This window comes from Mesorhizobium sp. GW821-FHT04C10 (assembly GCF_059420305.1).
This window is the reverse complement of sequence record NZ_JBWKTL010000001.1, coordinates 6,805,096-6,818,473: the sequence shown is the minus strand read 5'-3', so window position 1 is coordinate 6,818,473 and position 13,378 is coordinate 6,805,096. Positions and strand designations below refer to the sequence as shown.

13 protein-coding genes are annotated in these 13,378 nt (G+C 61.3%); 12 read left to right on the top strand and 1 reads right to left on the bottom strand.

Annotated elements, in window-relative coordinates:
- Nucleotides 1–30 precede the first annotated feature (30 nt).
- The 12 genes from AC07UC_RS32545 to AC07UC_RS32490 all read left to right on the top strand — a co-directional run bounded on the left by AC07UC_RS32545 (nucleotide 31) and on the right by AC07UC_RS32490 (nucleotide 11,985).
- Nucleotides 31–918 (top strand): NAD(P)-dependent oxidoreductase, encoded by an 888-nt coding sequence (locus AC07UC_RS32545; protein ID WP_494908743.1) that lies wholly within the window; start codon nucleotides 31–33, stop codon nucleotides 916–918.
- A gap of 28 nt (nucleotides 919–946) precedes the next feature.
- Entirely contained in the window at nucleotides 947–1,375 is a 429-nt protein-coding gene (locus tag AC07UC_RS32540; RefSeq protein ID WP_494908742.1) for a carboxymuconolactone decarboxylase family protein, read from the top strand.
- Nucleotides 1,372–1,773 (top strand): hypothetical protein, encoded by a 402-nt coding sequence (locus tag AC07UC_RS32535; RefSeq protein WP_483121857.1) that lies wholly within the window; start codon nucleotides 1,372–1,374, stop codon nucleotides 1,771–1,773. Before AC07UC_RS32540 ends, AC07UC_RS32535 begins: the two co-directional genes overlap by 4 nt.
- Nucleotides 1,774–1,775: 2 nt before the next feature.
- On the top strand, nucleotides 1,776–2,651 hold the full coding sequence (locus AC07UC_RS32530; protein ID WP_494908741.1) for an alpha/beta fold hydrolase: 876 nt from the start codon (nucleotides 1,776–1,778) through the stop codon (nucleotides 2,649–2,651).
- A 27-nt stretch (nucleotides 2,652–2,678) separates the two neighbouring features.
- Nucleotides 2,679–3,815 (top strand): ABC transporter substrate-binding protein, encoded by a 1,137-nt coding sequence (locus AC07UC_RS32525; protein WP_494908740.1) that lies wholly within the window; start codon nucleotides 2,679–2,681, stop codon nucleotides 3,813–3,815.
- Between the two features lie 94 nt (nucleotides 3,816–3,909).
- Nucleotides 3,910–5,469: a sugar ABC transporter ATP-binding protein gene (locus tag AC07UC_RS32520; RefSeq protein WP_494908739.1), complete on the top strand. Its 1,560-nt coding sequence runs from the start codon at nucleotides 3,910–3,912 to the stop codon at nucleotides 5,467–5,469.
- Complete coding sequence (locus AC07UC_RS32515; protein ID WP_494908738.1) at nucleotides 5,466–6,437, top strand: ABC transporter permease; 972 nt, start codon at nucleotides 5,466–5,468, stop codon at nucleotides 6,435–6,437. The genes AC07UC_RS32520 and AC07UC_RS32515 overlap by 4 nt, the downstream gene beginning before the upstream one ends.
- 8 nt (nucleotides 6,438–6,445) lie before the next feature.
- Nucleotides 6,446–7,462, top strand: a complete 1,017-nt coding sequence (locus tag AC07UC_RS32510; protein ID WP_494908737.1) for an ABC transporter permease — start codon at nucleotides 6,446–6,448, stop codon at nucleotides 7,460–7,462.
- Nucleotides 7,463–7,472: 10 nt separating this feature from the next.
- Nucleotides 7,473–8,951, top strand: a complete 1,479-nt coding sequence (locus tag AC07UC_RS32505; RefSeq protein ID WP_494908736.1) for an NAD-dependent succinate-semialdehyde dehydrogenase — start codon at nucleotides 7,473–7,475, stop codon at nucleotides 8,949–8,951.
- Between the two features lie 67 nt (nucleotides 8,952–9,018).
- A complete protein-coding gene (locus AC07UC_RS32500) occupies nucleotides 9,019–10,650 on the top strand; it encodes a GMC family oxidoreductase (protein ID WP_494908735.1) in 1,632 nt (543 codons plus the stop codon).
- The gene (locus AC07UC_RS32495; protein WP_494908734.1) at nucleotides 10,647–11,138 is read left to right on the top strand and encodes a hypothetical protein; all 492 of its coding nucleotides are present in this window, start codon (nucleotides 10,647–10,649) and stop codon (nucleotides 11,136–11,138) included. Before AC07UC_RS32500 ends, AC07UC_RS32495 begins: the two co-directional genes overlap by 4 nt.
- Complete coding sequence (locus tag AC07UC_RS32490; protein WP_494908733.1) at nucleotides 11,110–11,985, top strand: N-acyl homoserine lactonase family protein; 876 nt, start codon at nucleotides 11,110–11,112, stop codon at nucleotides 11,983–11,985. Before AC07UC_RS32495 ends, AC07UC_RS32490 begins: the two co-directional genes overlap by 29 nt.
- Nucleotides 11,986–12,417: 432 nt before the next feature.
- On the opposite strand, the gene AC07UC_RS32485 is transcribed toward AC07UC_RS32490, so the two are convergent.
- Entirely contained in the window at nucleotides 12,418–13,179 is a 762-nt protein-coding gene (locus AC07UC_RS32485) for a hypothetical protein (protein ID WP_140775261.1), read from the bottom strand.
- Between the last annotated feature and the right edge of the window lie 199 nt (nucleotides 13,180–13,378).

Here is a 13,378-nt window from a genome sequence, read left to right as displayed (position 1 = left end):
CTTATAATCTTACAGAAGTGGAGGAGCATAATGGTCGAGGGCGTGAAAATCGCATTCATAGGGTTGGGTCAGATGGGCGTTCCCATGGCCGTCAACCTTATGAAGGCCGGTTTCAAGGTAACGGGCTTCGACCTCTCCGAAAAAGCTGTCGCCGCGCTTGTCGAAGCTGGTGGCGAAGCCGCGGCGAATGTCGCCGACGCGATCCGTGACTGCGATCGGATCATCACCATGCTTCCCAATGGCAAGATCGTTCAGCAGGTTCTGCTGGAGGACGATATCTACAAGCAGGCGCCGGCAGGCTCCCTTCTTCTTGAGATGAGCTCTTCGGCGCCAGACGAGACACGGTTGCTGAGCGAGCGCGTGGCGGGCCATCTGCGCGTCGTCGACGCTCCGGTGTCGGGCGGCGTGAAGCGGGCAATCGACGGCTCCCTGGCAGTCATGGCCGGCGGATCCGATGCGGACTACGGCGATGCCGTTCCGGTGCTCGAGGCCATGTCGGCAAGGCTCTTCCATTGTGGTCCGGTAGGCGCCGGTCACGCAATGAAGGCCATAAACAACTACGTTTCCGGAGCCGGGGTCGTTGCCGCCGTCGAGGCGGTGCTGCTGGGCAAGGCCTTTGGTCTCGACCAGGGCAAGGTGGTGGAGGTGCTGAATGCATCTAGCGGCAAGAACAACGCCACCGACGTGAAGATGAATCAGTTCATCCTTAGCGGCACTTTCGCATCGGGTTTTGCCCTGGGCCTGATGGCCAAGGATATCCGTGCGGCCGCGAACCTTTCGGTATCGCTCGGCCTCGATCAGCCGGGGCTGCGCCAGACCGCGCAGCTTTGGGACAACGCGGCGAGCGCGCTCGGAGGCTCTGTCGATCACACGCGTTTCTACGATTTCTTTGCGCGGCAGGTCGCCTCACGGGGATAGCCGCTAACGTCTGAATGGAGGACTGAGCATGCAAGACGGAGCCGGCGGCCCACGCCACTCCGAAGGGAAAGGTGCGCGCGAGCACACCGAAGCCTTCGAACGCGGATTGAAGACTCGGCGCGAGGTGCTGGGAGACGTCTATGTGGACGCCTCGCTGGATAAGGCGACCGACTTCAGCTGGCCGATGCAGAAGCTGGTGACCGAATATTGCTGGGACGAGATCTGGAATCGCCCCGGTCTCGGCCGCCGCGAGCGGTCGATCCTCAATCTCGGAATGATCTCCGCCCTCAACCGCCAGCACGAGTTACGCACCCATGTCAGGGGAGCGCTCAACAACGGTGTGACGCGCGAGGAAATCACCGAGATCTTTCTTCAGGTAGCCATCTATTGCGGCGTGCCCGCCGCGATCGACAGCTTCCGCAGTGCGCAACAGGTGCTGGACGAGATAACCGGTTGATCGGTTCGGAGGAGATTATGAAAATAGAGAGGAACGCGTTCATCGAACGCGCGCGCGGCGACTTCGAGTTCAAGCGCGAAACCAGATATCTGACCGGCGTCATCCGTCTCGACTTCGGCGACGAGTCCTGGGCGCTGAGTTTCGCCAACGGCGCCCTGGCGGGCATAACCGATGGGGGCGCCGTGCCGGATGCCGAATCCACCATCATCGTTGGCGGAACCGTCGAACAGTGGGGTGAGCTGCTGAAGCGTCGGCCCCGCCCATTTTATCAGTGCATCCAGTCCGCCGCGGTCAAGCACGGCATGCGGATCAACGTCTCGAACGAGACCTTCGCCTATCTTCCCGCGCTGAACCGGATGACGACGCTGTTGCGCCAACTGCACGACGGGGAGGCATGAGAATGACAAGGCACGATCCCATAACCGGCCACTACGTCTACCTGACGGTGGAGGACATTGAATACCGCGTCTATTATGAAGAGGCTGGCTCGGGCATCCCCTTCATCGTCGGTCATACGGCGGGCTCCGACGGCCGCCAGTATCGTCACCTGTTGTGCGACGAGGCGGTGACCAGCCGCTTTCGCGTCATCGCCTTCGATCTGCCCTACCACGGCAAGTCCTTGCCGCCTTACGGCGTCAACTGGTGGGAACAGGAATACAACATGACCAAGGCCCGCATGATGGCCTTCCCGAACGTCCTTTCGGATGCGCTGGGACTCGATCGGCCCGTCTACATGGGCAGTTCGATGGGCGGCCACCTCGCGGTGGACCTCGCCTCAAATCATCCGGATCGCTATCGCGCGACGATCGCGGTCGAAGGCGCCCTGCGCTCCGCGGTCGAATATGTCGATGTGGGCATGGCCGGCATCCGCAAGGAATTCGACAACCCGAACGTCAACCGCACGTCGATCGGGGCGGCGATGATGCTGAATATCTCGCCCTATTCTCCGGAGAAGAATGTTCGGGAAATACAGTGGGAGTACGCCTGCGGCGGCCCCGGAATATTCGCGGGGGATCTGTATTATTATTACTACGATCACAACATGTCAGACGACGAGGCTCGGGCAATCGATACGTCGAAATGCATGCTTTATATGCTGACCGGCGAATACGACCCGAACACGTCTCCGAAGGAATCGGAAGAACTGGCCAGGCTGGTCAAGGGTTCGAAGTTCACAGCGATGAAGGACCTCGGCCATTTCCCGGTGACTGAAGACTACACGAAGTTTCGTGAATATCTGCTGCCAATTCTGGAAGAAATTCATTCCAGGCAGTGAAGAGACAAATATGGAGAGGAGAAACCAATGAAAATGAAGACCTTTGCTGCTGTTCTTTCGGCCGTGGCTACTATGTCCACCGCCTCCATGGCTGGGGGGCTGGACGACCTGCCGGAAAGTATCCGCGACGTCTACAAGATGGTCGACACGCAGATCCCTATCGGCCCGTCGCCGCTGATTGACTTCAAGGCCAAGAAGTCGCCACCTTGGAAGATCGGATATGCGTCGACCTATGCGGGCAATACCTGGCAGGCGACGGCGCTCGACGAGATTGTCAACAAGCTCGCCCCTGAAGCCAAGAAGGCCGGGCTGGTGTCCGATTTGGTCGTGACGCAAGCCGACTTCAAGGACGCTGTTCAGATCCAGCAGATGCGCCAGATGGTCGATGATGGCGTCGATGCCATCGTTATCTGCTGCTCGAACGTTACCGCGTTCAATCCGACAATCGAATATGCTCACTCCAAGGGCGTGCCTGTCTTCGCTTATTCGGGCTACACGACCTCGCCGTATTCGATCAACGTCGCCGCCAACCACATGCAGGGTGGCTTTGACATGGCCACCTGGCTGGCTGGCGAGATGGGTGGCAAGGGCAATCTGGTCCTTGTTTCCGGTGTGCCCGGAACGGCCTCGTCGGACGCTTTCGACGCGGGAGCCAAGAAGGCGTTGGAGGCCTTCCCCGACATCAAGATCATAGGTGAGATTGCCGGCAAGTGGACGGATCAGGTAGCGCAGACCGAGCTGCAGAAGTTCCTTGCGGTCAATCCGGCGCAGGTCGACGGCATCCTGACCCAGGCCGCCCAGGAGAACGGCGTCCTCAATGCCATGCTCCAATCGGGTCGGCCGATGGTGCCGATTACACTTGGCGGTGAGGCATCCGCGGCCTGCTACTGGCGCAAACATCCCGACTGGATTTCCAAGTCCTTCCACATCTGGCCGCCGGCCCGCGAGATGGATCAGGTGTGGGATGTCATGCTGCGCACATTGAGCGGTGAAGGTCCCAAGGTCCAGTCGATGCTGCGGCCGGTTCTGCCCTACACGATCGACGATGTTAAGGCGGCGCTGCCAGAAGACTGCGACCTGAACTCCACCGGCTGGGTCCAACCGACGGCCGACACCTGGTGGCCGAAGGATGTGGCGAAAGAGTTCTTCGCGAACCCCAAGTAACCGAGTCCAAACAACCAACCGGGCCAACGCAAGCGACGGGCCGCCGATGGCCGGCCCGTCTGCTTGCGCCATTTCAGACTGAACTGGAGCAGGCATGACGGGAACGACTTCAATCCGTCTGCGCAACGTATCGAAGCGCTTCGGCGAGACCCGCGCGCTGACCGGCTGCAATTTCGAAGCCTATGCGGGTGAAGTGCACGCCATCGTGGGCGAGAATGGCAGCGGCAAGAGCACGCTGGCGAAGATCATGTCCGGCGTACTGATGCTGGATGAAGGCACCTGCGAGATTCTCGGCACTTCGGTCTCGACGCCGCTGGAGGCCCGTCGCATCGGTGTCGCCACAATTTTCCAGGAAGTGCTGGTCGCCGACGAGGTGAGCGTCCTCGATAACCTCTATGTGGGTTCGGAAGGTTTTCTGGGAACGGGAAGAAGCCGGGCCGAGAAGCTGAGCGAGGCTGGCGAGATCATGGCCCGCTGCGTCGGATATCCCGTGGACATGCGAGCCCCGGCGGGAAGCCTGCCGTTGAGCGTCAAGCAATGGATCGTCATCGTCCGCGCGATCCTGCGGCGGCCCGAAGTGCTGATTTTCGACGAATCCTCGGCGGCGCTGGATCTTGGGGCCACGCAGCGCCTGTTCGCCGAGATTGAGCGCCTGCGTGCGGCGGGCAAGACTATCCTGTTGGTCACGCATCGAATTGCCGAACTCGTCAACATCGCCGACCGCGCCACCATCCTGCGCGAAGGCAAGACGGTCGGCGTCCTGCTCCGCGAGGAAATCACGGAGGCGCGACTCCTGGAACTGATGACCCAATCCGGTCGCACCCTCTCGGCTGCGCCAGCCGCGCTTTCCCGCGTTCAAGGAACTTCGGCCGCGCCGATACTCATCGGTCAAGGCCTGCAAGTCGACGAGCAGTCGCTTCCTTTCGACTTCTCGCTGGAGCCTGGAATGATTGTCGGGCTGGCCGGCCTCGATGGTCAGGGCCAGGAGCGCTTCGCGCGCACGCTCGCCGGGATAGCTGCTCCGCATGCGGGTCTCATCAGTTGCCGGAATTCTGACGGCGTTGTCGAGCCGGTGACTGATCTCGCCGCGGCCTGGCGGTTGCGGATCTCCTGGGTGTCGGGTGACCGCAAGCGCGAAGGCATATTCCCGCAGATGAGTATTTTCGACAATTTCGCGCTCGGGGTCTACCGCCGACGGCTTGGCCTGTTCGGCAAGATCGACAAGGACCACGCGCACAGGCTTTTCGCCGAGGAGGTGCGGCGCCTGTCGATAAAGACAGGCTCATACAACAACCGCATCACCTCACTGTCGGGAGGCAATCAGCAGAAAGTGCTGATCGCCAGGGCCTTCGCCGACAGTCCGAGGGTCATTGTCCTCAATGACCCCACACGCGGCGTGGACCTTGGCACCAAGCGCGATCTCTATCGCGATCTCCAGAGCTTTGCCGAAGGCGGCGGCGCGGTCGTCTACCTTTCCACCGAGATCGAGGAATTCCCCGGCTTCTCACATCGCGTGGACGTCTTTTTCAAGGGATCGCTGTTCCGGTCGCTGAGTGGCCAGGCCATTGAGGAACGCGAAATCCTGGGGGCAATGTTCGGTCAGCCGCCGGGCGCTCACATCGAACTGGAAGCCGCACATGAGGTAGCGCCATGACAGCGTCCAATGCCTTCAGAAAACTCGGTTCCCTGACGGTGCCGGTCCTGCTCGTCGTCGTCCTGCTCATCCTTGTGGCGATGCGCTCGCCCAACCTTTTTACGCCCTCCGGCATCGGGAACGCCATTCTGGTCGCGGCCCCGCTGTTCTTCGCGACGATGGCGCTCACGCCGATCGTGATGGCGGGTCGCGGAGCTGTCGACCTTTCGATAGGCCCGCTTATCGGTTTCCTCAATGTCACGTTGGTCGCCTGGCTGTCCGCCCGGGGCATCACCAATCCTGTCCTGTTCATCGGCTGGGCGCTGCTTGCCGGCGCGCTTTGGCAGGTGTTGCTGGCGCTCATCGTCATCCATGTGCGCATTGCGCCGATCATCGTTTCCTTGTCCGGCTATCTGGTTCTGAGCGGTGTCAACTTGATGATCATGTCCCGGTCAGGCGGTGTCGCGCCCGACTGGTTGATGGCATGGGGCGCGGGAGCCGCCGCACAGATTGTCTCCCCGATCCTCATCCTGGTTTTGGTCGTTTTCGCGATCTGGGGGTTGATCACGCGCACCGGCTTCCATCGGCAACTGCGCCTCGTGGGCTCAGACGAACGCATGGCCTATACGGCGGGTATCCGCGTCGATCTCGTTCGGTTGGTCGCCTATGCGATCGGCGGCATGTTCGCGGGCTTTGCCGCCCTCAGCTACACCGCCCTGATTTCATCGGGGGATCCGACCCAGGGATCGACCTACACGCTGCAGGCGGTCACCGCGCTCGTGCTCGGCGGCGCGAGCCTGTCCGGCGGTCGCGGCGGTGCGCTCGGCGCCGCGCTTGGTGCACTCAACATGTTCCTGATCACCTACCTGCTGGGCACGTTCAACTTCGGTTCTCTTTCCGGGTTCGTCACCCAGCTGGCGTTCGGCGCGATTCTGGCCTGCTCGCTCCTGGTGAACGTGTTCTCGTCCCCTTCCGCCCGCAGTTCTTGAGATAGCAGATGGAAAAAACAGCAAAGCTTCCCTCTTCGATCGCTCCCGCCCGGCGCCGCATCGACGTCCAACGTTCCTTGCTGATCGGCGCGGGGCTGCTCGCAGTGCTTGCCGTCCTCGGCGCTGTGCTGGTGCCTGGCTTCGTGTCGGTGCGGAACGCACGCTCGATCCTGCTCCTGGCCTCCTTCCTTGGCGTCGCCTCGCTCGGGCAGACACTCTGTGCGCTTCTGGGCGCGCTGGACCTGTCCATTCCCTTCGTCATTGGCTCGGCCAACATTCTCCTGCCCAGCCTCCTGGTCTCCGGCATGCCGCCCTGGCTTGCGATCATCTTCATCATTTGCCTCGCAAGCCTGGTCGGCTCCTTGAACGGGCTGATGAGTTTCCGCATCCAGGGTCAGGCTCTGATTATGTCGCTCGCGGTGGGCTTCGCCGTGGTCGGAGCAACGCAGATCTACACGACGCTCGGCTCCATCTATGCCGGCACCGTCTTTGCCACGATACCTGAATGGCTGCGCAACCTGGCAGCATATAACGGCACGACCTTCGGCATCCCGGCGCCCCCTGTGATCTTCATCTGGGTGATCCTGTCGGCCGTGGTGATCTTCGTCATGGGCAACACCTGGTTCGGTCGGGGCATCTATGCCCTGGGGAGCAGTCGCATCGCGGCGGCCCGCTTGCAGATTTCGGAACGCAATCTGTGGATCGCCGTGCATGCGATCTCGGCCGCCGCGTCGGCATCGGCCGGCATGCTGTTGCTCGGCTTCTCGGGCGGCGGCTTCGTCGGCGTGGGCGATCCCTACCTCTTCACCACGGTCGCCGCCGTCGTGATCGGCGGCACATCGCTCCTGGGCGGTGCGGGAGGCTATGGGGCGACCGTGCTCGGCGTGCTGGTGCTTACCGTCCTCACCTCCATCCTCGTGGGCCTCGGATTGAGCTTCGCCTCCCAACAAGCCGTCGTCGGCATGCTCATCATTCCGATGGTGGCGATCTACGCACGCGCCCCGCATATCCGCAACCAGATCTGAGGACACCCGGATGATCGCAACGTCCCTTGTCTCGCGCCTTGCCGATCCCTCGCTTGTCCGCGAGCAGGCCTTTCTTGCCGGCAAATGGGTGCACTCGACCAGCGGCGACACGATCGCCGTCCGAAACCCGTCCACGGCAGAAATCCTGGCACAGGTCGCCGATATGTCCCTCGACGAGGTGCGCCAAGCCATAACCCACGCAGCCGCGGCGCAGAAGCTGTGGGCGCGGGCCACCGGAAAGGAACGGGCCGAGATACTGCGCCGCTGGTTCGACCTGGTCATGGCCAACCAGAAGGATCTGGCCACGATCCTGACGGCAGAAATGGGCAAGCCTTTCGCCGAGGCGATGGGAGAGGTTGCCTACGGGGCCGGCTACATCGAGTGGTTTGGCGAAGAGGCCAAGCGGATCTACGGCGACACTATTCCGGGCCATCATCGCGACAAGCGTATCGTGGTGCTGAAGCAGCCTGTCGGCGTTGTCGCGGCCATCACGCCATGGAATTTCCCCTCCGCCATGGTCGCACGCAAGTTCGCACCGGCGTTGGCCGCCGGCTGTGCGATGGTCTTCAAGCCGGCCGCCGAAACGCCGCTCTCGGCCCTCGCGCTGACCGTTCTGGCTGAGCGCGCCGGTCTGCCGCCGGGCCTTCTTAGTGTCGTGCCCACATCGCGGTCGCGCGAATTCGGCCAGGAGGTCTGCAGCAATCCCCTCGTCAACAAGCTGACGTTCACAGGCTCGACCGAGGTGGGTCGCCTGCTCATGGCCCAAGGCGCTCAGAAAATACTCAAGCTCAGCCTCGAACTCGGCGGCAATGCACCCTTCATCGTCTTCGACGACGCCGACCTTGAAGCGGCCGTCGAGGGTGCGCTGCAATCGAAATTCCGCAACAACGGCCAGACCTGCGTCTGCGCCAATCGCATCTTCGCGCAATCAGGCATTCACGACGCCTTCGTCGAGAAGCTCGGCCGCGCGGTCGCGGCCCTCAAGGTCGGCGACGGCTTCGAGAAGGGGACTCAACTCGGTCCGCTGATCAACGAGATGGCGGTGAACAAGCTCCGGAGCCATCTGGACGATGCCATTTCGAAGGGCGCGGTTCTGGTCACCGGCGGACAGCCACATGCGCTTGGAAAGACATTCGTCCAGCCCACCGTGGTCAAAGGCGTGACGCGGGACATGAAGGTCGCTCGCCAGGAGACTTTCGCTCCGCTGGCCCCCGTGTTCCGCTTCGACACTGTGGATGAGGTGATCGAACTGGCGAACGACACGGAATTCGGACTTGCGTCCTATTTCTACGCCAGTGACCTGCGGCAGGTCTGGAAAGTGGCCGAGGCGCTTGAATACGGCATGGTCGGAGTGAACACCGGCCTCATTTCGACTGAAGTGGCGCCATTCGGTGGCGTGAAGCAATCCGGCTTCGGGCGCGAAGGTTCCAAATACGGGCTCGATGATTTCCTGTCGCTAAAATATGTCTGCCTCGGAGGGATGCAATGAGCCCTGCCAGTTCACCATCGCAATCCGGCTCCGTGCGCTGCGCGGCTCCCGTGGGGAGGGCTCCGTAATGCCGTCACGGGAGAACGAGGTTTTCGATTATGTGGTTGTCGGCGCGGGAACCGCGGGCTGCGTCCTTACCGAGCGGCTCAGTGCCGCCGGCCACTCCGTCTGCACGCTGGAGGCCGGACCCGCCGACATCAATCCGCTGATCCACATACCGGCTGGCTACATCAAGAACATCTATTCGAAGACGCTCACCTGGAACTTCCAGTCGGAACCGGGGCCGGGCGTCGACAATCGCTCGTTCTCGCTACCGCAAGGCCGTGTGCTGGGAGGCTCCAGCTCGATCAACGGGCTGAACTATGTTCGCGGCCAGGCGACGGACTATGACAACTGGGCGGCGGCAGGGAATCCTGGCTGGACTTACCGGGAAGTCCTGCCCTACTTCCGGCGTTCCGAGAAGCGGATTGGCGCATCCGATCCGAAGTATCGCGGCACGACCGGAGAACTGCCGATCACCGATCTCGATTGGCACAATCCGGTCAGCGACGCGTTGATCGACGCCGCCGAGGCCATCGGTATACCCCGTAACCCCGATCACAATGGCGAAAAGCAGGAAGGGGCCGGGTTCTTCCAGCGCACGATCTACCGCGGCAAGCGCATCAGCGCGGCCCGCGCCTTTCTCGCGAAGGCCAAGCAACGCCCGACAGTGTCCATACGAACTTCCGCGCATTGCACCTCGATCGTCGTCGAGAACGGCATCGCCCGGAGCGTGCGCTATATCCAGGGAGGGCAGGGCGGAACCGCGCGCACCGTCAGCGCCCGCCGCGAGGTAATCCTGACCGCCGGGGCGATCAATACGCCGAAGCTCTTGCAACTCTCCGGCCTCGGTCCGGCCGATGTGCTCAGGCAGGCGGGCATCGACGTCCTGCGCGACATTCCCGGCATCGGTGCCAACCTGCGCGACCATTATGCTGTGCGCATGGTGTCGAGAATCCGGGGCGCGCCGACTATCAACACCAAGGTGCAGGGACCGGCCCTGGCGGTGCAGGTCATTCGCTGGCTTGTCGGGCTGCCGAGCCCGTTGGCCATCAGCCCTTCGCTGGTTCACATCTTCTGCCGTTCGAACCCGTCGGTCGATCGTCCTGACCTGGAATTTGCCTGCGCGCCTGCCAGCTTCCGTGAGGGGGTTGTCGGGTTGCTCGACAAGCATCCGGGGCTGACGCTGGGGGTCTGGCAGGAAAGGCCGGAAAGCCTGGGCTATGTGCGGGTCAAGAGCGCGGATGTGTTCGAGGCACCGTCGATCCAGCCGAACTATCTCACTGATGATCGCGACAAGCAGGTTCTTCTCGGGGGCATGCGCATCGCGCGCCGACTGTTCCGTGCGCCGCCGCTGGCCCGCTTTGTCGAGGCCGAGACGTCGCCGAAGGCGGAGATCGAAAGCGACGAGGACCTGCTCGCCTTCGCGCGGCAGAAGGGCACTACTGTTTATCACATGATGGGGACGGCGCGGATGGGACCGAAGGATCGTCCCGACAGCGTGGTGGACCACCAACTCAGAGTCCATGGCATCGAGGGGCTGCGCGTCTGCGACGCGTCTATCATGCCATCCATGCCGTCCGCCAACACCAACGCGACCACGCTGATGATCGCCGAGAAGGCGGCCGATATGATACTCGGCCGAACGGCTACGCCATGAGGATACAGAGCAGGAGCGACGAGGCCATCCGCGCCTATGTGCTGGCGGCACAACCGTTGTTCGACGCCTTGCATGAGGTGTCGACAAGGCTAGCCGGGCTGTTGATGTCGGCGGAGATGCTGAAATCGCGCCATGTGCTCGATGTGGAGAGCCGCGAAGTGGTGCGAGAAAGGCTGGCCGAGGCGAGGGCGGATCACGCCCGGCTGAAGGCGCCGGATCTGGCGGCGCATTTCCATCATCATCTCACGGCGGCGCTGGAGAAGCTGGGCACGGCGCTGAGCGCGCTGGATGCCAGGCTTTCCGGATTGGTTTCGGCAGTGGACCCGCTGCCGCCGCTGCGCTCGGCCTGGAAGGACATCGAGGCCGCCTCGCGGGCGATGCCCGGTTTCGAGACCGTCGATTTTCAACAGTCGTGCTGTGCCTTGCACGGCAATCTGCTCAGGACCAATGGAGGAGTGAATGGCCGAGTATTCAATCTGGATGCTTAATTTCGCAGAGGTGCCGGATGCGGCGACAGGTTCGCTGATTTTCGGTCGCCACAATGCGGGCACGCAGGTTCTGCCCTACGCGTATACGCTGCTGAAGGGACACGGGAAAACCATTCTGCTTGATTGCGGCCTCAACGCCGAGTCCCATGGCAAGGCGTTCGTTGACAAGTTCAACGTCCAGAAATGGGCCCACCCGCGGGATGTTCTTGCGGAAGTCGGCGTCAAGCCGGAGGATATCGACTACGTCATCCTCACGCATGCCCATTTCGACCATATGGGCGGGCTTTCCCTATTCCCCAACGCCACGTTCCTGATCCAGTCCGAGGAACTTGCCGCATGGGTCAAGATCATGGCCATGGACCGGAAGTTCCGTTGGCTGATGGGGGCGACCGATCCCAATGACATGATGGAAGCCATTGAGCTTGCCCGCAAGGGCCGCATGATCGGCGTAGACGGCGACGCCGACGACATCCTGCCGAATATCGACCTTCGTGTCGCCCCGGACACCCACACCGCCCACTCGCAATACATCGTCATCCGCAATGATGGCCGGACTGCCAGCGAAGACAACTACGTCTACACCGGCGATCTGATCTATCGGCACGACAATCTGCACGGTGGCAATCCGCAAGACCCGTTCTATGTCCCTAACGGGTTGTCCTATGGCTCCAACACCAAGTTGCTCATGGTGACCGACGAGATCATGAAAACGGTGAAGCGAGATATCCGCCGCGTCCTCATTCCCCATGACCAGGGAATGGCCGATCTTTATCCTTCGCGCGTGACGAAGAGAGGCCACTATCTGGTCGAAGTGGCGCTGGCCGAGGGGGAGACCTCGCGAATTTAGCTGGCTAGAGCATTTTCACCGTTTCACGGAAACAGTAAAACGCTCTATCTCTTTGTTTCAACGCAATTCCCACGGGAAAGCGTTACGCGCTTTTCCCGGGAAAACCGATTACACCTTTCCTGGAATTGCTCCAGTGCCGGGCCGTTGTCGTCACGCCCAAAATACCGCCACGTCGACCTGACTCGGCTCCGGCGGCCCATGCATGGGCCTCAAGCGGTGAGGGAACACCGGCATTGGCCTGGGACGGTGCCCCGCTCCTGGAGCTTCGGGGCATTTTCCGGTTTCGGAGTTCGGATCATCTTCGCAGCAGCTCGGCGTGGGCGGCTGTGGGGTATCCGCGTCCCAGGTGCGCGGCTGGTTGGGGCATTCATCAGACTGCGAACCTGACCAAGCCATCTTCAGTGGTGGCCGCTCGGTTGACCTGAAACGATCCTAGCTACGCATTTCGGCAATTTCTCTTTCGACGCGAAATATAGCCTCCTGGAGGCTGCGTTCGTCCGACATGTCGATGCTTAATGTTGATCTCTCTTTGCCGAGAAGGAGGCTTTTTACCCGGCGGATGATCGGTATCGATTGCAAGTTGGTTTTGGAATCTGCCTCGAACAGCCGCTCCATATAGCTCTGATGAAATAGCCGGTCCTTCAGCCGTTTCGACAACAAGGGTTCGGCGGCGTCCACACTTATCGCAAGATCCGAAGTGGGTATCAGGTCCAGGACCGTCGCCAGTGACGCCGTGTCCGCAACTCCGCTAAACAGGCTAAGAGAGCAGACAGCCTGAATGAAACCCTGATCGAAAATCACAATTTCCCGATCGCCGACCGAATACTGCCAAGCCACTGATAGGGCAAGGATGTAGCGGCTGAACCTTATCAACCAAATCGGATTTCTCGGCGTTAAAATTCGGACCAGCTTGACTGTCAGCCTGAGTTCATCCGCGTTGTTCAAGGGACGGAAGACAAAGGCTGCCGTTCGCAGTATCGCCCTGACAACACGCTGGAAAGCGTACCAAAGTCCGCCAGGGTCAAGTGGTGTGGAATGGACACCGGGTTGATAGGAAAGCACGACTTTGGCAACGTAGCCCTGAGCTTGCAGACGGCGCTGAAGTGCATGTGCAAATGTTGTTTTGCCCGACCCGGCAGGGCCAAATAACTCGACAATCACGCGATCCGGCTCCGGTGATATGTTCCAAGCCAAGTCACCCTCGACCGGCCTCGGAACAACGACCTAGGGGCGAAACTCGAACACGTTCTCGAAGCAACCAGCAAGCTGCTACATACGTGAACTCGCACCATTTTTTGTTAGCCGACTTCCTCCGTTTGCATGAACCTTTCCTTACGAATTTGTAAGGAATCGATCGGTGAGCCTGTCAGGATGGCGTGGGTTCAAACGCCGA